This is a genomic window from Calothrix sp. PCC 7507 (assembly GCF_000316575.1).
In the GTDB taxonomy this organism is placed as follows: domain Bacteria; phylum Cyanobacteriota; class Cyanobacteriia; order Cyanobacteriales; family Nostocaceae; genus Fortiea.
The window spans coordinates 4,860,178-4,880,301 of record NC_019682.1 but is presented as its reverse complement, the minus strand read 5'-3'; the positions used below and the strand labels follow the sequence as shown (position 1 = coordinate 4,880,301).

Sequence of the window (20,124 nt, the reverse complement as noted above, 5' to 3'; positions counted from 1 at the left end):
TTTATTTCTTGGCACTTGACAAAATCACTTTTGCTGCACGCCGTCCCGAAATTGTCGCACCCTCCATGCTGTCGATGTAATCTTGCTGTGTATAACTACCTGCGAGAAAGAAGTTAGACACTGGCGTTTTTTGGTCGGGACGGTAGACATCCATCCCTGGCCCTTCCCGGTAGAGAGACTGAGCCAGTTTCACCACACTATACCAAGTCATTTTTAATTCCCGTGATGAAGGGAACAGTTCATAGACTTGTTTGAGGACGTGTTGGGCGATCGCCTCATTACTTTGTTTAATAAACGGATCTCCCGGTGTCAGAACTAGTTGCAACAATGATCCCTGTCCTTGGCGATAATAATCAGCCGGACTAGTCAAAGCTAAATCAGCAAAACAAGAAAAGTCTGCATCGGCAGTATAGAGCAAATTATCTATGCCCGCTGCATGATTTAGCTGTTTCCTTTGTTCCCCATCCTGCAATTCCGTCACCCAACCATCGAATCTCAGCTGCACTGTGGCCACTGGTACTGCATCTAGTTTATAGATGTTGTCAAATTCTGACCATTTCCGCCATTCCTGGGGTAATATACGTTGAATTCCGGGGACATCACAGGCGAAGACATAAGCATCTGCAGTGATGGTTTCTACTGCATCGCCTTGGGCAACAACTATGCCAGTAACATGGGTTTGTTCGCCTGAGTCAGTAAACTGAATTTCCCGCACTTGGCGGCGAGTATGAATTTGCGTACCTCTGGCTTCTAAATATTCCAGAATTGGCTTGTGCAGGTACTCATGGGGGGAACCCTCCAACATCCGTAATATTGAGGCTTCGGTTCTGACTGCAAAAAACTGGAATATTGTCAACATGCAACGGGCAGAAATATTTTCGCAATCAATAAATCCCAAAGCGTAAGCAATGGGGTTCCACATGCGTTTGATGCTACCTTCACTACCTCCATGACGGCGAAACCAGTCAGCAAAACTAATCTTATCTAGGTTGCGGATGTTTTGCATTGCGCCGTCGAAATCCACCAAGCCGCGAACTATGGGACTTGTTCCTAAGGCGATCGCATTTTGCAATTTATCCAGCAACGAAAGTTGGGAAGTTGTGAAAAATGCTTTTAATCCATTCAAAGGTGCGCCTGTGAAGAAGCGAAAATCTAGCGCACCAGTACGTCCACCTTTATTGATAAAGGTGTGCTTATGTTCTTTGAGGCGTAAATTTTCTAACGCCCCCACTTTCTTCATCAAGTCAAACAGTTGGTAGTAGCACCCAAAAAATACATGCAACCCCATTTCCACGTGGTTGCCATCACCATCCACCCAACTACTGACCTTACCACCAACAAACGGGCGAGACTCAAAAATCTGGACTTCACAGCCAGCATCAGCTAAATCTACGGCAGTTGCTAGCCCCGCCAGTCCCGCACCTACGATTGCAACTCGCATTCCGTCGTTCCTTTTCAGTTTCTTTACAGATTGTAACTGGGTTGGTGGCGGAATTTGCTACTCATATTTATTCCAGCAGTATATTGGAGTACTCCAGTGTCATACCCTCTGGTGTCTGCTCAAGCTTTTTTTGTTACCTAAACAAACAGAATGTTTTATCTGTAATCATGGCAGAAATTATCTGTATTGAAGACTGATAAACAAGTATTCTAGGCATTTTTAGGATAGCAAAGCGATTGTCTGCAACCCCGTAAAATTACCAGTTACTTACTTGCTTCTTTAGTATCCTCGGCGACGGATAGCCCTCTAATAAGTTCTCGAATTACATCAGTTGCAGGTCTACCTGTCCTTAGACAATATTGTTCCAATTTTTCCGCTTCTTGTACCGCAAGATTGACTGTTATACGTTTAACGGCCCACTTTTTATTTGTCATTACCATGTTAGTTGCTGTATATTAACATCATTAAAGACATCGAAACTTAAAAGGTAAAAAAATAAGATTCTCAGAGTTTGTGTCAGGAAACAAGCAATGCCATTAGCCGTAAAATTTTCATTTTCTCAAAGTTTCTCCATCTTCCAATAAAATATAAAAACCAGGATTTATTTGTGACTATTGTGACAGGAAAAATAGCGCACACTCATTGTTAGCGAAATTTACCTCTGCTGGAGTTTGAGTCAAGCCTGAAAATTAAACCTTATAAACGAATTTGAGTCTCTCTGGTTGACTAAATCAAGATTTACTGAATTTTCTTTATCAAAAGTATTTACGCTGATGGCTAGCCCCTTTTCAACACGAACCTGTGGGGAGGAGAGATGCTATGGCGACTCACAATTAAGCTATAGACTATCAGAATTTTTAAATACCACCTTGTAGATATTTTACCGTGGCCTATCTAGACGATGATTAATCTATTTTAAAGTAGCGATCGCCCTAGAGGTAAACCTGTTTCTGTAAGCATCAGGGAAATCTCACGAAACAGTATACTTACAAAGCCGCTAAATTAGGGTTATGGCTGATGTGCTGTTTTCTGCATATACTCTTTTACTGCGTTTATTTGGTTTTATCCCTAGCTTTGTGAACTATCTCAAAAGTATCACCTGCTATATCCCTCCAATTAATTACTATGCGATTGGTGTCTCGGTGCTGAAATTTAATCGCTAGGGATAGTTCAGTGTTGTTTCACGTTTTTGCACTAACATACCTCAGAGCTTCTATTATTTTGAGGATTATTTTTTAGCCTTTTGAGGACAATAAATTCAGTAAAAGCTAAGGTATGGGCTTTATTTAACTTATTCGTAAACTAGAAGCTTCTGGATAGATTTTGTAGTAGATTCTCACACCAAACATTTTTTTAATCTAGATTTTAAGCTCTCAGGTTGACTACAAAATATGGCTAAAAACCTTATTTCATCTAATCATCATCTATTTATGTGTTGCAGTATAAAAATCATTGTACACCTCAATATTTTTAGAGTTCATTCATTATAGCCATAATTAGTAAACTTTAAGTAATCTTTATTCTAAGACTAGGTAAGATCATTCTCAGGTTTTTATAAAAAAAATACAAAGAAAACCTGATGATTCTAAAATATTGATAAATAGGATTACCAAATAATTAAATACTGAAGGCAAAAAATTACCAAAAAAATATAAGATATCAGCATACTTTAGCTGAAGTTTATCTAGCTCAAACTTTGCAGAGATATTTCCTGGGGCTTTTGCTATATTTTCCCCTCGGAAATAGGTGAGATAAGTGCTGGAAAAAATCAAAATATATATACTTCATGAAATTTTGATAAACTAAGAAAGCGATCGCAGTGAGCAGATACACTTACCAGCTAGAGATAAACATCACAAAGGGACTGCAGCATTTAAGTTGCATATTTCATCGTGTAGGGCGTTAACTGTTGACTTTCAACCGTCAGATTGATTGTGCAATGAATCAGCGTTTTAGCTTACCTAGTACAGTGCGGCGGAAATAAGCAGACCATTCTCAATCGCTAAAAAGCTTACTCCATATTACTTTTGACTTTTGACTTTTGACTTTTGACTTCCGCCTTGCGGCACTAGCTCTGAGACTTCCGCTGTGTAGTTCAGTAACCGGAAATCTGCTGTATACAAATTAAAGCTGCGGAATGAGTTGGAGAGTACCAATACCTAAATCTTTTGGTGAGAGCGATCGCGCCTCAAAAAGAGCCATCATATCGCGCAGTTGGGGATTTCCTCTGGCTGATCCTGTCAGTCCTTTGGCAATAATCAAACCACAATAGCCCCTAGTATTTTTACATCGGTGATTCCATTTCTTGCGAGCTTCTACATGAACGGGGTCATCATCTAAGAACTCACCGAATAAGAACAATTCACCATTTTGAGTTTGTAATAAACCTAAATCATAGTCATTACCATCAAAGGGATCAGCACCGGGATTAAAGCAAATTGCTTTTAGCCCACCAGCTGCTTCCAGGTTTTCTATGACAGTCTTAGCCTTGGGACGGGAAGTTTGAATTAAGATTACAGGCAATCCGTCACCCACTTGTCCAATATCTCCAAGTTGATGATATGTGACTCCCTCTCGGAGATACTCCAGCATCTCCCAAGGGACTACTCCCAGACTGAGGAAAGAGTCTTCTGGGATCAAATCATCTCGCAAGGAACGGAACATTGGGGAAGATGCGCCAATTATCTCATCTTGGTCACCAACGCCTGCCATTTCCTCTAATTCATCTGCCAACTCTGGCATTGTAGATACAGTCACAGACGCGGATTTAGTGGCTTCATCAGATTGAGGAAGTGAAATGCGATAGCGGCGGCTGAGACTGGGGAAGGAATCTCCATAAAGTTGGCGACGATGATCGCGGATAAAGCGGCTCAGACTTTCTAGAGCTACAAACACTATTAGGGCTTCTTCATCATATAAAACAGACCGCAGTCCTTCTAGGGGGTGGATATTCCCAAAGGTGGGGTCAATTTCCCCTAGTGGGAGATCCGCTAAATCACCCTCATCTTCATCATCTTCGTCGGTTTCGTCAGCATTTTCAAAGGTCAGAAACAAGCAATCTTGTTTGAGGAAAGCTTCTTCTAAATTTCCTGGTGATTCCTCATTTCTTAAAACTGCATCGCGAAACTGCTTGAGGGAATCTTCGGAACGATATAACAGAATTCCATATTCCATCCCCAGCATTCCCATCACCGAGGCGTAGAGTGTACCAATATCCCACTTATTAATTTCTATGGATAAGATTTGTTGTTCTTCTAAAAATTCCCAAGGTGCTGCTTGCCAAATGGCAAATGCTTTATCTCGCAGGCTTTGTGCATATTGTGGGGGTAAGTCGGGGATTTGGCTGTCAAGGATTTCTGTAAAAGAGCGAAACAGTTCATCAATTAAAGGTAATTCTGGTACGTAGTCAATGGCAATATCCAAGTCTTGGAGAACCCCGCGCAGGTAAAATTGGATCTCGCGGTCTCGCACGACAATTCTTTGGGGCCTAGCGGGTTTAGCGGGACTATGGGGATGCTCCATTGCTCGCATTAAAGTGCGAACTACTGCCTCCGGCCCTGTTTCCGAGCCGACTACGTCCATACCTCGAACCACACCTTGGGAGCCATCCACCCAAAGAATACAATCGCCCTTGTCCTCTGAGTCCTCGGATCGGGTTGGCGATGATGACAACGGACGGCGATCGCCCTCCCATACAGAAGGAATCTGAGTTAATTTCTTCAACCGACGACTGGTAGAGCGATTAAAACTGGTCATAGAATAAATTAATCAAAAAAAAGCACTATGTTCGTAAACTTTGAGGAATGGCTAGCCTCAAATAGAATTTTCCTGGTTGCACCTGAAGAGTGGCTGCGACTCTGTCTTGAGGTGGATCTCCAAAAATCCCGAATTTCTAAATATAACGAGTCTCTCAATTCTAGAATAAAAACCTGTAGCTGCTTTTGACAGAGTCTTTACAATTTGGCAATTAAGGACATCAATGTCGCTAGAATGAATACAAAAACACCAAGGGCAACCCAGAGGCAGTAATCAGCCTATACAGGGTACTTGTTAGACACTTAAGGAGTTAAAAAAAACAGATGACACAAGCAACTCAGCCTCAACAACGCGGGATTCTGTTGAGCGAAGCTGCATTACACCAAGTAAAATCCCTCCAGAACAGGCAAGGCCAAGACCTCTGCTTACGGGTAGGAGTGCGACAAGGTGGCTGTTCTGGGATGTCTTACATGATGGACTTTGAAGACACTAGCAAGATCACCCCTCAGGATGAAGTTTTTGACTACGACGGGTTTAAAATTGTGAGCGATCGCAAGAGTTTGTTGTACCTCTATGGTTTAATGCTCGATTATAGCGATGCCATGATTGGCGGTGGCTTTCAATTCACCAATCCCAATGCTAGCCAAACCTGTGGTTGCGGTAAGTCATTTGGGGTGTAATATTGTCATTTGTCAGTTGTCCTTTGTCTAATGACCAAGGACGAATGACCAATTACCAATGACCAATGACTAATCACTAATGACTAATACAGTTGAATCCCTGTTTGACACAGGTTTAGAACGCTATAAAGCTGGAGAGGCTGCAGCTGATTTAATTCCTGTATTTAAAGAAGTGTGCGATCGCGCTCCTAAAAGTAGTCCTGCTTGGACTTGTTTAGCTTGGTTGTATCTCCTCGATAGCAAACCTAACTTAGCTTATAAAGCCGCACAGAAGGCAGTGAAGTTAAATCCTCAAGACCCACAAGCTAGGGTAAATCTTGCCGTCGCCATGCTAGAAACCGGTCAAAAAGGTTTACGGGAACATGTTGATTTTGCCCAACAGTTAATTTTTGTAAATCCCGAATGGCGGGATGAAATCCTCAAAAGTATCGAAGATGGTTTAAACAGAAAAGCAGATTGGCACAGTTTGGCAAAAATTAAAGGCTGGTTGTTTGAAGAGTAGGGGCTAGTACAACAAGGCTGAAGTATGAAGTAGGAAGTGAAAAAAATTGTACAGTAAGCCTTTAAGTGCTTTGTCATGGGTGGTTGATTTACGCTCTGCTGTACTAATCCCTATTGCCTATTCCCCATTCCCCATTTCCTAATCTCTATATGAAAGATAAGTTATTAAGCTGGCTAAACTTCGTTTTAGTCGCCGATGTGTTTCTAGTTTTATTTGGCTTTGGGTGGTTAGCGATCGCTGCCCTTGGCGATGCCTCTGGAGTCAATTTGGGTCTTGACTTATGGCATCAACTGTGGATACCCTTGTTTAACCCAGCCATTGGTATCCTTATGGGAGGTGCCCTTCTCAGCGGTCTAATCAGTTGGATTTCGCGGAAATTTGAGAAAATGGGGAATAGGCAATAGGCAATAGGCAATAGGAAAGAATTATTGTCATCTCCCTGCCCCCTGCCCCCTGCCTATTTCAAAATCTGCTCGAGTGCCAATTGCAACTGAGGATATTGGTACTCAAAGCCTGACTCCAAAACGCGTTTGGGGATTACTTTTTGACCTTCTAACACTACTTTTGCCCCATCTCCTAACAGGGCTTCAAGGGCAAAAGCGGGGACAGGCAACCAAGAAGGACGATTCATAACTTGCCCCATTGTTTGGGACAAATCTGCCATGCGGACGGGATTAGGGGCGGTGGCATTATATACACCTTCTATTTCCGGCTTGGTTAATGCTTGTAAAATCAGGTCAACTAGGTCATCTAGGTGAATCCAAGAAAACCATTGGCGACCACTGCCAATGGGGCCTCCGGCAAAGAGTTTAAAAGGAGTAATCATTTTACTCAAAGCTCCACCCATGCCCAGGATAATGCCCAAACGCAGAATTACCAATCTGACACCAGCATCTTTTACCTTTGTCGCTTCAGCTTCCCAAACTTGGCAAACTTGGGACAGAAAATCATTTCCAGCAGAGCTGGTTTCGTCAAAGGTTGCAGTTTCACTAGTACCGTAATAGCCAATAGCCGAAGCGTTGATTAATACACTAGGCTTAGGGTTGGCATTGGCTATGGCTTCAACCAATTTTTGTGTACTTAGCTTACGGCTATTGAGTATTTCCTCTTTGTGTGCTGGTGTCCAACGTTCCTCAGCGATAGGTTCTCCTGCTAAATTAACTACGCCATCACAAAGAGCGATCGCACTTTGCCAAGAATCAGATACAGTTGGCGTATAGGCAACAATTTCTACATTTGGGAAAGCTTCTGCGGGAAAAACTTTTTGCGCCGAGTTAATGTTTCGGGTTAGCACCAATACTCTATGACCTTCCTTGTGGAGTCGTGCTACTAAACGACTACCGACAAATCCTGTCGCTCCAGTAACTGCTATTTTCATTTGCACCTTTGCCAAACCTTTGTTTTAATTTTGTCAAGAGTCAACGAATTTTGGATTTTGGATTTGTTTCACCCCCAAGGGGGAGCCACTAAGGTGGACGGGTTTCCAAGGCAGTCCGGTCTTGGTGGTTTCCCCAAAGAGGAACTGCCGTCGGCATAAAGTAAGTGGCGTTGAGGCATGAACCAAAAAAATCTAAAATCGGCACGGTCAAGAGTCAAGGATTATTGTCCCATGCCCATGCCCCATGAATTTTTTAATGAATCTATAAGTGACTTGCCGTTTAGAGCCTTCGGTATTATAGGATGGACGGATTGTTACAAGGCGTGGGGCTATTATGGCTCGCTATACATGTTCATTTATTGTTTCTGTTCCTATTGACCATCTCCAGGGGTTACTGATAGAGCTATTACAAGACTGTGAGTTGGATGTGCAATACTACACAGCCGATTACATCATGGCTCGTGAAGTACCTGGTAATATTGCCTTCTCCAAGTTAGTCACTGTGGAAGTATTGATTGATAAATCAACCGCCACTGAGGCAGAAACCCGTTTAAGTATCGTGGTGAAAAACGAAGAATTGCCACTCCAGCTTGATAATCATTGTCGGCAAATGTTTGAATTCGTGAAGCAGTCGATTGAGCAGAGTCGGCGTTGGAATTTAATTGAAAGTCTTGCGGGATAAGTATTGCCACTTGTAGTTAGGGCATATGCTGTGCTGTAGCGCATTAAGATTGATTGCATTTTTTTTGTTCCCTAATCTAGAGAAGCCAGCACCTCGATTTTAGCGACGTAGGAGCATCGGCAGTCCTGTATAGCGTTTCTCCTCCCCAGGAGGAACTGCTAAAGGGTCCCCTGCCGTAACTGACTGCTGCCGGACAGCCTTCTTCTGATGACTGAAACGCTGCCAGTAGCCCGTAACTTGCTTCAAAGAAAAAGGGTGGGGAAACCCCACCCCTACTGATTTCAACACACCCCATTCCCTATCCCTAGCGATGAGGACATTGAGTGTGGGGACTTCTGTGTTATGTTAATCCTCTAGATCCTCAGTCATGCCAGGGTTTATTAGTGTAATATCATATTCGCTATTATCAGTTTGCCCTGGTCGTTCAGTATTTCTCAGTAGATAATAAATGGCACGTACTTGAGGTCCAAAAACTATCTCGTCTTCATTTCTCAAATCATGGGCTGGCATTTTGCGCCCGTTAACCATTAGACCATTGGAGCTAGGTTTGCCTTTGGCATCGCCATCAACAATCCGATAATAGTAGCTATGACTATTATGCTCTCGTGGCAATCTCACTAATGTGGCATGGCGGCGGGAGACAAACTGTGACATCAAACGGATGTTACACTCTCGGTCTCTACCAATAGAATAGACGGGATCTTCTAAAGGAAATTCTTTACGACCTTGATCGTCTTCGATAATCAGTAGATGGCTTTCATTGGTGTCTGTTGCCATTGATGCATTGTGGCTACAATCGGTTGAACTGTGATTGATCAAGATTTGTTTAGTATCGTTTCCTGGCATTCTCGCGCACTAAAGTCTGTGGTAGTGAGTTTAATGTTAAGTATTAAAATTGCATATTTCCTGGCAAGAGTAGAACAGTCATGCTCTACTCCTGTAGCTACTTTAGCTCTTGGAGGAGTCCTCAGAGGTTTTGTGAGATTTGTCACACTGGACTGGGTACTTAGTTGGGTCTGAGATCGGCAAAACTAAGATTGAGTTTGTCATCGCAGAAGGTGACAGGGAATAGGGAAAAGTGTTTCTTATTCCCTTGCTCTCGTTTGAGAGACCCCCGCTTATACAAGCGGACTGTTTCATCTGGTGTCTAAATCCCCATTTGAAACTCTCTGTTCCCCGTTCCCTCTTCAAATTACTTCCGTTTAAGGAAGCTCACGGTCGATGAGCTAATCGCCTTAATAAGACTGAGTTGCTGACAACACTAACTGAGCTAAAAGCCATTAATGCAGCGGCACTAGATGGGCTAAGAACAAAGCCCAAATTGGGTAACAAAATACCAGCCGCTAAAGGGATACCAATTGTATTATATGCAAAAGCCCAGAACAAATTCTGCCGGATTTTATTGAAGGTGGCGCGACTGAGGTGAATTGATTCGACAACGTCACTTAAGCGATCGCGCATCAACACAATTGAGGCTGTCTCCATTGCTACATCACTTCCACAGTATAAAGCAATTCCGACATCTGCTTGAGATAAAGCCGGGGCATCATTAATCCCATCACCCACCATTGCGACGACAGATGCAGATTTTGCTTGTAGTTCTTGGATGGCGGCGGCTTTTTTGCTGGGGGGAACACCTGCGATCACATCAGTGCTATCTAGTCCCAGTTGTTTAGCTACAGCACTGGCTGCTTCTGGGCGATCGCCACTTAACAACATCACCCGCATACCCATCTGGCGCAATTTGTTAACCGTAGCTTGAGCATCTGGTCTGAGGGTATCAGATACGGCAATCAGTCCAGCTAAACTGCCACCAACTGCCACGCCAACCACGGTTTTACCATCTGTTGCTAATTTCTGTGCCATCTGTTGTGCAGTGTCACTAATAGCAATGCCGTGCCAACTCAACCAGTCCCAGTTGCCTAGCAGCACGCCAGTACCTTCGACGACAGCAGATACACCTAATCCTGGTTCTGTGTAAAAGTTTACAGCCTCTGGAATGGATAGCTGTTGCCGTTGTACTTCCTGTTGAATCGCCTTGGCGAGAGGATGATAAGTACCGCTTTCTACGGCTGCGGCTAGTTGGATTAGGGATTGGGGATTGGGGATTGGGGATTGGTCATGACTCTCCCTACCCCCTACCCCCTGCCCCTTGCTCCCTGCTCCCTGCCCCCTGCCCCCTACCCCCTGCCCCCTGCCCTCATCTCCTCCAATTACCAAACAATCCGTAACCGTAGGATTCCCTGTGGTGAGAGTGCCAGTTTTATCAAAGACGACGGTATCAAGCTGGTGGACTCGTTCCAGAACGTCACCGCCTTTGATTAATAGACCCCGTTCTGCACCCATGCCAGTGCCTACGAGAATGGCTGTGGGTGTGGCTAGCCCTAAAGCACAGGGACAAGCGACTACCATCACGGCGATCGCTAGCTTTAAACTGAGCAATAATGCGGAAGTGCTGAATGCTTGTGGAGAATGCTGAGTGCTATGGGCGGCATGACTCATCATTTCCATGCCACCAGAAACATTGACATCCGTCCAAATATGTGTACCGAAAAAGTACCAAAAGATAAATGTCAATAAAGCTGATGTCAACACACCGTAGGTAAAGTAACCAGCGACTGTATCTGCTAATTTCTGGACAGGTGCTCTACGAGTTTGGGCAGCTTCTACGAGGGCGACAATTTGAGCTAAAGTTGTATCAGATCCAGTACGGGTTGCTTGGATAGCGATCGCTCCCGACTGGTTGATAGTTCCGGCGGTGACTATGTCCCCCGGTTGCTTAATCACTGGTACTGCTTCCCCAGTCACCATCGACTCATCCACCGTAGTTTGTCCAACGCGAATCTCACCATCAACGGGGATTTTATCTCCTGGCAAAACTTGTAACCATTCACCAACACGCACCTGTTCGGCGGGAATCTCTATACTTTGACTACTGTTATCTGGGTCAGCAATTAATCGCGCTAACTGTGGCTGCAGAGCTAACAATTGCCTAAATGCAGCGGCGGCGCGACCTCTGGCTTGTTGTTCTAATGTCCGTCCCAGGAGAATAAAGCCTAACATCATCACTGGTTCGTCAAAGAAACATTCCCAACCCATTTGGGGAAACAGTAAGGCCACCAAACTCGCAATATAGGCTGTCAGGGTTCCCAATCCGATGAGGGTGTTCATGTTAGGCGTACCCCGCCACCAACCAAACCAACCATCTACTAAAATGGAGCGACCGGGAAAAATTATGGCTACTGTTGCTAGTCCGCAATGGAACCAAATGTTATTGAAAAATGGCAATAATGAGCCGCCAATATTACCAAAATGCCCAATTCCCGACAGTACTAGCAGCACCCCAGCAATTACCAACTGCTGCATTGAAGACCGTATTTCTCGGCGCTGTCGTTCTGCGGGTGCTTCTAAAGCAGATTTCTCGCCTGAGACACCGCTAGCTATTCGGGGTTGAGTGGGGAAACCATTTTCTGTCAATCGCCTTGCAAGTGCATCTGGGTCTACCGCACCAACTTCTGACTCGACAACTGCTACCTCTGTTGCTAGGTTCACACAGACACTCTTGACCCCAGGCTGTTGATTTAGCTGTTTTTCTACTGCCTTCACACACCCAGCACACTTCATCCCCCCAACATCCAGAATGATTTTCTCAGTGATGGGGGTCAGTTCTGGGGTAAGCTTTGTTTTCGGAACAGGTTGCATGGCAAGAGTTTAGTTAGATTCGCTACGACAATATAACGCCAGACTAAAAGCGTCTCTATTTCGAGGGTAGGCGAAATCTGGAACTACGACTGCATGTAAAAAAACTTTAATTTATTAAATTATTTCCGACTCATCTGAGAGGGGAACTCTAATAGCGGCTCTCAGTCGAGTCCCATACACTCTTGATTAGGTTCTCAGAATTCAGAATTCAGGAGAAATATTCTGGCTCCTAACTCCTTTGAGCAAGGGCGTATTTTATTCATCAGACGAATTTCCCAAGTTCGAGTTTCCTATAAGTCTCAAGGACGATTCCGGCGTAAATGAGTCATGTAGAATATTGCCCCAACTTGTATAGGTATGATAGCAATTACACATTTTAAAAAATAGTTGATTTCCAAATCAGACATAGCACTGAAATATGCAATGCCTATCAACATCAATATACTCAAGGTCAGCTTTTGACGTTTGAGAATTAACATAATTGGGGAATGGGGAATGGGGAATAGGCAATAGGGAGAAAGTCACACTTGACCCTTGACCCTCCAAATTTTAGATTTTAAATTTTGGATTTTGGATTGTTTTTGGTTCAAGCCCCACCCCTTGTGGAGCCACTGCGGTCTTGGGGGTTTCCCCCATAAGCAAGTGGCGTGGCGGAATCAATCTAAAATCCCCAAGCTGCATCCCTTTATGGGTGCAGTCAATCTAAAATCTAAAACTTGTACTGAGCTTGCCGAAGTATCCAAAATCGGATTGACTCTTGACTCTTGACCAATGACCAATTCCTAAAACCATCCTTGCTTATTAATAAAGTAGGTATTGACGAATTCTTCATGGGATTTATTTAAGTAGATCATGCCTTCAACTAAACCCACAAGTTGCATAATTAAAAAGGTAAAGCCATAGGTGAAAGAACCTCCCACTACGGAAATTACCAGCATGATAAAGCCTTCTGGAGCGTATCCGAGAATAAACTTGTGAATGCCTAAACTCCCAAAAATAATGCCGCAATATCCAGATATAAGTTGTTTGGTAGCGTGACTAGAATTGAGATTTGCCATGTGATTGTTGCGATTAATAAAAAGTATTATTTTAGGTTTTTGATTGTCAATACTTCCTTGGAGAAAGAGCGCATCCCAAGCTAGATAACCAAAACCCATGAGTTATAATTCCACAGTCAATATGGAAACTTGGGACGGAGGAGGTCGTCTCATATTTTCTGCAACTATCTCACTCCCCAGTTACTGTTTGTAGTTCTGACTATAGATCCCAGCTTTGTAACTTTCCAGATTCTCAGGTTAGACTTTTCTCTTGAGGAGAGTTAACTCTAAGTAATCAGCAAAAGTTCCTATGCTGCAATACAACTTTCTACATGTCCAGCAGTTTTATGTCCGGACTTTTTTAGAGATGTCTGTAATGCAGTTATCAGTTACTTGCCTTGACTTGTACCGAGCGGAGTCGAGGTATCAGTTGGGAGCCAGAGTCCATTGGTGTCAACTTAACGTGAAATCGGCGGTTAGAAACCGCACGCCAGTCGCCTCAAGTCGGGAAACCCGCCCACGGCGCTGGCTCGTCTACACAAACAAAACCCACCTCCGTGGGTTTCAAAACCTTAATTTTCCGTTAGTCTGCGGAGGCGGACTAAGTCTGTGTAGCCGCGAATTCCATCCGCTGGGGCTTAAGTTGACTGATTTAATATCTCGAAGATTGACCAAAGCTCCAGATAAGACGAGGGCTTAATCTAGACACTTTGTATTTTATTTTACATTATCGCTGGAGTTACTTGTGCCGTTAGCAATATTTGCTCCAAAACTACGATTTATTCATACTTATCAGTAATAATAACAAGTAAATTGTTGCTACATATGGTGATAAAAGCAAATATTTTTATGTATGGCAACAGTAGTATTTAGGTATTATTAGTTACTGCTGCCTAGGATGAATAGACTCAGCAGCGTGCCACTATTCCAGAGGCTGTGGAGGAGCATAGGAGCAAGGAGACTGCGCGATCGCGTGTATACTACTCCCAAAACAATCCCTAATGCTGTCAATGGCAGAATTTCTGACAAACTGAGGTGAGCTAGGGCAAATAGCAAGCTACTGGCTAGGATTGCGCCCCACACTGGGAGGTAGCGAGTCAGAGAAGGTAGCAAAAAGCCACGAAATAACACTTCTTCAAAAAATGGGGCAGCGATCGCAGCTGTCAGATAAAATATTCCCAATGCTACGGAATCCTGGCTTTCCAGTGCCTGTTGCAACAGGGGATTACTACCGCCTCTTCCTTGCCATAGTTGTTGATTAATCAAAGACACCAGCACTACTATGGGCAAAGCCGCGCAATAGCCACCCAAACCCCACAAAAACCATTTGTTCTGGAAACTAAAGCTAAACCACGAGTCTGGTAACGGGAAAAAGCGCTTGATTGATACATACAGCACCAATAGAGCAGCTGACGCTACCAGTACATAACGGATTAAAACAGAGAAAGCCTGAAGTCGCACATCACCACTAGGAAGTTGGACAGGGAGTAGAGAGAACAGCAGGGGGATAAACAGTTGTCCCATCAAGAAAAAGCCCACGACAAAAACCTGCAAAACAATTTCCCCATCCCAAGGCGTTGACCAAGGCACATCACCATTTTGAGCTAATAAAGCGGCTTTCCCTTTAATCAGGCGTTGACCCAGCAAAACAATCAACAGTATCATACCTGTTAAAGCTGAGAAGGTAGGAATAATAGCAATTGCGGCCAATTTCAACACAGCTTGGCCAGCAGCTTCCTGTTCTGCGACTTTCAGCGCTGATAGTGATTCTTGACGTTGTTGGAGTTGGTATAACTGAACCAGTGCAGACGAGCGAAACCAACCTTCTAAATTTTTTTGAATTAGCTGTTGGCTATTTGGTAGGAGACGAGGGGGATTACTCCATAGTCCTGTTAATACAGCAGCAGTTTCGCTAAAGTCTGGATTTATATCTGTACGTTGCTGCAAATCTGCCCAAGTCTTCAGAGCTATATCAGTTTTTCCCTGCTGTGTTTGTAAAATTCCTAGTCGCAAGTCTAATTCAGCCAGCAATTTTTGCAATTGATTGAGAGACTGCTCCAACTTTTGCTGCTTTAGCAGACTAGAGTCATTATCATCATTTGTTGGCTGAGTTTCCGGTAGGGGTTTAGGGGGTGTGGGAGTCGGAACTGATTGAGAACGTAGTTGTACCAGTTGACTTTTAACTTTTGCCGAATTAGCTAGAACCGATGTGCGCGCTTGCTCATACTGCTTGGTAGCATTTTCTAGGGGATTTTCGCCAAGTATCGCTGACTGAATTACCTGAAAATTCTCGTTGTTATTGTCGTCTGCTTGCCATGCTTGAGCTTGGAGTGCAATATTCGTTTGGTAAAGTTCCAAACGACTTTGAAACTGAGGCTCTTGCCAACTACCGAGTAGAGATAAGCCAGCCAATCCCAAAGATATCAAAGTCAGCAAAATTAAACCCAACTGCTTTCTCGTCATCTATCCCCCTTTGAATAACCAGTGGGGATCGTGTCCCCCTTGGAGATTATCGCAAGAAAAAGCAGGATATTAACAATTCAAACCAGGAAATTCATGCCAATCATGCTTAATGTCATTGTCACCAGTACAAAAATTACAGCAAGGATGAGAGGATTATTACCAATGCCTGCTGGTAATGATGTCCAATCATATACAGGACGAGTGAGAAAAATAAAAAAGATAAATCCTATCCACATTGACAATCCACCCTGTAAGCGCCAGTCCCATTTTTTAGATGACAGTTCTGACTCTAATTGTTTTAATGCCTCTCCGTGGGTAGAAAAATAAAGTCTATATAACTGATTACTACCAGATGCAAAAGGTAAGATTTTTTGTCCCTCTAAGCCGCCTAAAATTGTAGCTTGAACATTACTTGGTACTACTTTATAATAAATTCGCAAATCCCCTACCATAGGAGATTCTATAGTGCCTTTTCCGAAAAATAAATAGTCTCCTGCTACTTTATTTAGTGTTTGGGGTAATATTGTTTCCGAATTAAGGTTAATAGGCTTAGAATCCGGAAAAACTATCTTGTTTGCATCGATTTGCAAAGCACCAATTTTGGTATAAATATTCTTAACGGTAACACTAAATATAGTACTTTCGGTGGCATTGGCTGAAACAATTTCTATCCAATATGGTTCTTGTTCATCTTCAGAATTTCCTTGAGTATACTTTTCTACAATCCGGTTGACTTGTAAATAATTACCTGGGATCAAGTAAAGATTATCCCCTATCTTATGGCCGTCAGTAGTAACAATATCTGTGAGAGAGACAAGGGAATGAGATGGGACAGCATGATTAATGGAATTAATAATATAGCTATTACGAACTGTCAACAGCAAATTATCTTGGGTTTCACCAATCCACATGCACCTTATTCCTAAGGAGATAAAAAATATTGCAATGATACATCCAGCGATCGCAATCATGATTATCAGCTTGTCATGTTCTCTATACATACATAAAACTAAACTAAATATTGCTTGGATTGCAGTAAAATAACTTCATATTTAACTAAGATTCTTCAACCACTCATTGATTTTTTCCTGAATATCACCAATACTCTGACTCTCAAAGGTTTTTATCACATGATCCCGGTCATGTTCAAACAAAACTAATCGAAATGCCTCGTTGTGATACCAACCCAAATCAATATGCCATTCCTGCCAATGTTCTTTTTTATCTTCTGGAATATACGATTGCAGCCAGAGTAAATCTTCGGAGTCATTGTAATTATCAATGATTTTTCCATTTTCGATGACGGGTTCAACATCAAAGAAAATATTCCACCGCACGATCCAACCAGTGGGAATTCGTAATGAGACAAGTTCAATGTCTCGGTTCTCGTTTTCTAGCATCAAAATTTCTGTGGTGATTCTCTTCGTTTCCTTTTATGGCAGTTCTCAATCGGATGCAATACAATTGAGGGCAGGGAAACCCTGCCCCTACCGGTTTTGCGATTTAAAATCGTACCTCACTGCTCTGAAAACCGCTATATCTGAAGAATTGCTATGATGACTGAATATTGGACAACGCAGTATTATATCCCTCTATATTTCCTTGCTGTTGATATAGATTTGCTGCTGTTTGAAAATCCTCAATAGCTGCTTGTTTGTCACCTAATTCATTCTTAGCAAGTCCCCGATTGAAATAGGCTTTGGGGTAATTGGAATGAAGCGAAATTGCTTGGCTATAGTCGGAAATTGCACCTTCGTTATCGTCTAATTGATACCGAGAAAATCCGCGATTGAAATAGGCTATATAATAATCTGGCTGGAGTTGAATTGCGCGATCAAAATCAGCAAATGCCTCTTGGTATTCTCCTAAAGATAATTGGACAGTTCCCCTGCCATAGTAGGCTTTAGGGTTACTAGGCTGGAGTTGAATTGCGCGATCGCAATCGGCATACGCTTCTTGTTTTTCACCCAAGCTAAATCGGGCATATCCCCGGTTGTGATAAGCTGAAGCCAAATCAGGTTGGAGTTCAATTGCGCGATCGTAGTCAAAAATTCCTGCGTTGATATCGCCCAGTTCAAATCGAGCATATCCTCGGTTATTGTAGAATTCAGCATGGTTGGGTTGGAATTGAATTGCGCGATCGTAGTCAAAAATTCCTGCGTTGATATCGCCTAACTTTACATAAGCATTTCCTCGATTATTGTACGCTTCAGCATAGTTTGGTTCGAGTTTAATTGCTTGGTTATAGTCAGAAATTGCTTCCTTGATATCGCCCAGTTCAAATCTAGCAAGTCCTCGGTTGTTATAGGCTAGTGGTGAGTCTGGTTGCAGTTGAATCGCTTGGTTATAGTCAGAAATTGCTCCGTTGATATCGCCCAATTGGAATCTGGCAAGTCCTCGGTTATTATAGGCTGGTGTTAAGTCTGGTTGTAGCTGAATCACCTTTTCATAATCGATAATGGCTGCTTTTATATCGCCTGCTTGAAATTTTTGGTTTGCTGCTGCTATGTAATCGTCTACAACAAACGATTTTTGGGAATCAGATGGCCAAAACATCAAAGAAATAAAATTCATAAATTAATCAAAAATTGATACTTTTCAAAATTTTAGAGCTAAAATTTGCAGATCGAGCGAATTCTTAATGGGCAATTATGGCTTGACAAAGGGTTGCCTGATAGTTGAACTTCCTGGAGTTTAGGTAAATTTTTTAGTGGAGATAAATCAGTGATTTGGTTATTTATCAAATCTAATTTGCGGAGTTGTTTGAGTTTATTTAGCGGTTTAATATCGGTAATTTTGTTATTGGCAAGGCTGAGAATTTGTAATTTAGTCAGTGATGCCAAGGGTTTGAGATCGTGAATTAATAACTGATCGTTTAAATTTAGTTCTCGAAGATGGGTAAGAGAAGCTAGTGGCTGCAAATCGATAATTACGCGTTCTTCTGTAGGCAAATCATTATAACGATTGCCAATCAGGGTAACTGGACTTAAGTCTAATGCTGTCTGTTTTAAAATTGCTTGATGGGCGCTGTTACAAGTTTTAGAATCAACTCCAGCATCTTCATCTCCCGTCATCACCCGCAAAATTTGCCCAATTATTGCTCCTTGAATTTGAGGATTTTCTGCTAAACACCAAGTACGAAAGTTCTGGGGTGTGGCAAATGCTGAGTTAGCAACTAGTAAGTTTAATGGCAGCAACAACAAGCTGATGCAAAAGGCTTTGAGAAATATGTTCATAAAACACTGATAGTGGAATTAGCAGATATACCACTGTAATTATTTTTTGAGTAAGTTGCTAGGTGTAAATAAATTCCAATTTGTAGTCAAGGGTTTACTCCTTCTTAGCCTCTTTAATCTTGGACATTGAGATGATCAATGATTTCCTGGCAACTTGATAGAGCTTCTGCCAAAGTAATTTTGTCGAATACGTCGTAGACTTTAATCGTGGTTGAGGGGGGTAAACCTTGATTCAAAGCATCTTCCACCGTTTGCTTGCAGATTTTGCTGTTGTTGAGAACGGCTTCTGTAAATTTGCTCTTGTCGCTGGGAGTTAGTTGAGGATCTTGGATAAATCCTTCATAAAGACTGTAAGAGGATGCTGCATTGAATATCGTCTCTGCTAGCTTGTCTTGCAATCTGGGAGTGAGTAAAGGTTTAGCGATCGCCTGACTAGCCATCAGTATCACCCATCCCAGGGTTAATAGAGCCTTCTGCATAGGTTTTAATGTGGTGTTGTTATCCTATAAACTCAAAAAATTAACCACTATTTACACAAGTTCAATTCTTGTTCGGCTTGGGAAGTAGCGGTGTAGATTAGTTGTCGTGGTGTATGGCTACCTTGTCCATCGCTTAACCAAACTTTGCCTCCTGGTTTCATCCGCACACCAGTACCAGCACCATGAGCATTTGCAGTTAAGTTACTCAATCCACCCCCGATATCTTCAGTAACCAAGAAAGTATCAGCTTCGCAAGCGACACCAGTGATTACCACTCGTACTGTTCCTTTGGGAATTTCAGTTCTGGTTGGTTTTGGCCTGAGAGCAGTTTCTCTGGCAAAATCTTTCTGTGTGCTAGCTAGAGTTATTTCAGCTTCATTGAGATATTCTTCACAACCTTTTGAGGCTTGCTCTAAGGTAATGTATATTTTCTCTCTATAAACAGTAGTATCAACATGAATTTGTGATGAGGGTGACATGCCGCTAGCTAAAGCTTTTTGCATGGTTTTTTTGCATAGTTTGGCATCATTAACAGAATCTTGTGCTACTGAGGTTCTTGTTTCCAAGTTAGCATTGGGGTTCTTGGCGATATTCTTAAAGGCTTGATAAGAGTTCAGGGAGTCGCGGGCAACTTTTTCTACTTCTTCTTCCAGGCTAACTGCATATCCAGGGCTGGGAAATACTTGATTAATTACTCCTAAAATGGTTGTAACAAGTCCCAGTGTTAATATAATTTTCTGCACAATTTTTCTCCTATTTCCTGTTTCC

Annotated in this window: 19 protein-coding genes; 4 read left to right on the top strand and 15 right to left on the bottom strand. The window is 42.6% G+C overall.

Annotation, left to right across the window (positions count from 1 at the left end; translation table 11 throughout):
- Window position 1: 1 nt before the first annotated feature.
- The 3 genes from zds to CAL7507_RS20795 form a co-directional block, all read right to left on the bottom strand.
- Complete coding sequence (zds, locus tag CAL7507_RS20810) at window positions 2-1,441, bottom strand: 9,9'-di-cis-zeta-carotene desaturase (RefSeq protein ID WP_015130469.1); 1,440 nt, start codon at window positions 1,439-1,441, stop codon at window positions 2-4.
- A gap of 263 nt (window positions 1,442-1,704) precedes the next feature.
- Complete coding sequence (locus CAL7507_RS33170; RefSeq protein ID WP_015130468.1) at window positions 1,705-1,881, bottom strand: helix-turn-helix domain-containing protein; 177 nt, start codon at window positions 1,879-1,881, stop codon at window positions 1,705-1,707.
- A gap of 1,684 nt (window positions 1,882-3,565) precedes the next feature.
- Window positions 3,566-5,197: a hypothetical protein gene (locus CAL7507_RS20795; protein ID WP_015130466.1), complete on the bottom strand. Its 1,632-nt coding sequence runs from the start codon at window positions 5,195-5,197 to the stop codon at window positions 3,566-3,568.
- A 323-nt stretch (window positions 5,198-5,520) separates the two neighbouring features.
- Here CAL7507_RS20795 and CAL7507_RS20790 point away from each other — a divergent pair, with 323 nt between their 5' ends.
- From CAL7507_RS20790 to CAL7507_RS20780, 3 genes are all read left to right on the top strand, one after another.
- Window positions 5,521-5,877 carry an iron-sulfur cluster assembly accessory protein gene (locus CAL7507_RS20790; RefSeq protein WP_015130465.1) on the top strand — a complete coding sequence of 119 codons (357 nt, stop codon included), beginning with the start codon at window positions 5,521-5,523 and terminating at the stop codon, window positions 5,875-5,877.
- Window positions 5,878-5,956: 79 nt separating this feature from the next.
- The gene (locus tag CAL7507_RS20785) at window positions 5,957-6,379 is read left to right on the top strand and encodes a M48 family metallopeptidase (protein WP_015130464.1); all 423 of its coding nucleotides are present in this window, start codon (window positions 5,957-5,959) and stop codon (window positions 6,377-6,379) included.
- Between the two features lie 149 nt (window positions 6,380-6,528).
- Window positions 6,529-6,783 (top strand): hypothetical protein, encoded by a 255-nt coding sequence (locus CAL7507_RS20780; RefSeq protein WP_015130463.1) that lies wholly within the window; start codon window positions 6,529-6,531, stop codon window positions 6,781-6,783.
- A gap of 53 nt (window positions 6,784-6,836) precedes the next feature.
- On the opposite strand, the gene CAL7507_RS20775 is transcribed toward CAL7507_RS20780, so the two are convergent.
- Complete coding sequence (locus CAL7507_RS20775) at window positions 6,837-7,757, bottom strand: TIGR01777 family oxidoreductase (RefSeq protein ID WP_015130462.1); 921 nt, start codon at window positions 7,755-7,757, stop codon at window positions 6,837-6,839.
- 334 nt (window positions 7,758-8,091) lie between these two features.
- Here CAL7507_RS20775 and CAL7507_RS20770 point away from each other — a divergent pair, with 334 nt between their 5' ends.
- A complete protein-coding gene (locus CAL7507_RS20770; protein ID WP_015130461.1) occupies window positions 8,092-8,439 on the top strand; it encodes a hypothetical protein in 348 nt (115 codons plus the stop codon).
- Window positions 8,440-8,538: 99 nt separating this feature from the next.
- On the opposite strand, the gene CAL7507_RS31845 is transcribed toward CAL7507_RS20770, so the two are convergent.
- The 11 genes from CAL7507_RS31845 to CAL7507_RS20715 all read right to left on the bottom strand — a co-directional run bounded on the left by CAL7507_RS31845 (window position 8,539) and on the right by CAL7507_RS20715 (window position 20,099).
- Window positions 8,539-8,727, bottom strand: coding sequence for a hypothetical protein (locus tag CAL7507_RS31845; RefSeq protein WP_144051240.1), 189 nt, complete (start codon window positions 8,725-8,727; stop codon window positions 8,539-8,541).
- A 57-nt stretch (window positions 8,728-8,784) separates the two neighbouring features.
- Window positions 8,785-9,285, bottom strand: a complete 501-nt coding sequence (locus CAL7507_RS20765; RefSeq protein ID WP_015130460.1) for an FHA domain-containing protein — start codon at window positions 9,283-9,285, stop codon at window positions 8,785-8,787.
- A gap of 366 nt (window positions 9,286-9,651) precedes the next feature.
- Window positions 9,652-12,141, bottom strand: a complete 2,490-nt coding sequence (locus tag CAL7507_RS20760; RefSeq protein ID WP_015130459.1) for a cation-translocating P-type ATPase — start codon at window positions 12,139-12,141, stop codon at window positions 9,652-9,654.
- Window positions 12,142-12,923: 782 nt separating this feature from the next.
- Window positions 12,924-13,199 (bottom strand): TM2 domain-containing protein, encoded by a 276-nt coding sequence (locus CAL7507_RS20750; protein ID WP_042342344.1) that lies wholly within the window; start codon window positions 13,197-13,199, stop codon window positions 12,924-12,926.
- Between the two features lie 858 nt (window positions 13,200-14,057).
- A complete protein-coding gene (locus CAL7507_RS20745) occupies window positions 14,058-15,641 on the bottom strand; it encodes a type II CAAX prenyl endopeptidase Rce1 family protein (RefSeq protein ID WP_015130455.1) in 1,584 nt (527 codons plus the stop codon).
- A gap of 77 nt (window positions 15,642-15,718) precedes the next feature.
- A complete protein-coding gene (locus CAL7507_RS20740) occupies window positions 15,719-16,552 on the bottom strand; it encodes a TMEM43 family protein (RefSeq protein ID WP_015130454.1) in 834 nt (277 codons plus the stop codon).
- Between the two features lie 141 nt (window positions 16,553-16,693).
- Window positions 16,694-17,041 (bottom strand): hypothetical protein, encoded by a 348-nt coding sequence (locus tag CAL7507_RS20735; protein WP_015130453.1) that lies wholly within the window; start codon window positions 17,039-17,041, stop codon window positions 16,694-16,696.
- A gap of 151 nt (window positions 17,042-17,192) precedes the next feature.
- On the bottom strand, window positions 17,193-18,215 hold the full coding sequence (locus CAL7507_RS20730) for a tetratricopeptide repeat protein (RefSeq protein WP_015130452.1): 1,023 nt from the start codon (window positions 18,213-18,215) through the stop codon (window positions 17,193-17,195).
- A gap of 38 nt (window positions 18,216-18,253) precedes the next feature.
- A complete protein-coding gene (locus CAL7507_RS30205) occupies window positions 18,254-18,877 on the bottom strand; it encodes a leucine-rich repeat domain-containing protein (RefSeq protein WP_015130451.1) in 624 nt (207 codons plus the stop codon).
- A 113-nt stretch (window positions 18,878-18,990) separates the two neighbouring features.
- Entirely contained in the window at window positions 18,991-19,356 is a 366-nt protein-coding gene (locus tag CAL7507_RS20720; protein WP_015130450.1) for a hypothetical protein, read from the bottom strand.
- Window positions 19,357-19,403: 47 nt separating this feature from the next.
- Window positions 19,404-20,099: a hypothetical protein gene (locus tag CAL7507_RS20715; RefSeq protein WP_015130449.1), complete on the bottom strand. Its 696-nt coding sequence runs from the start codon at window positions 20,097-20,099 to the stop codon at window positions 19,404-19,406.
- Between the last annotated feature and the right edge of the window lie 25 nt (window positions 20,100-20,124).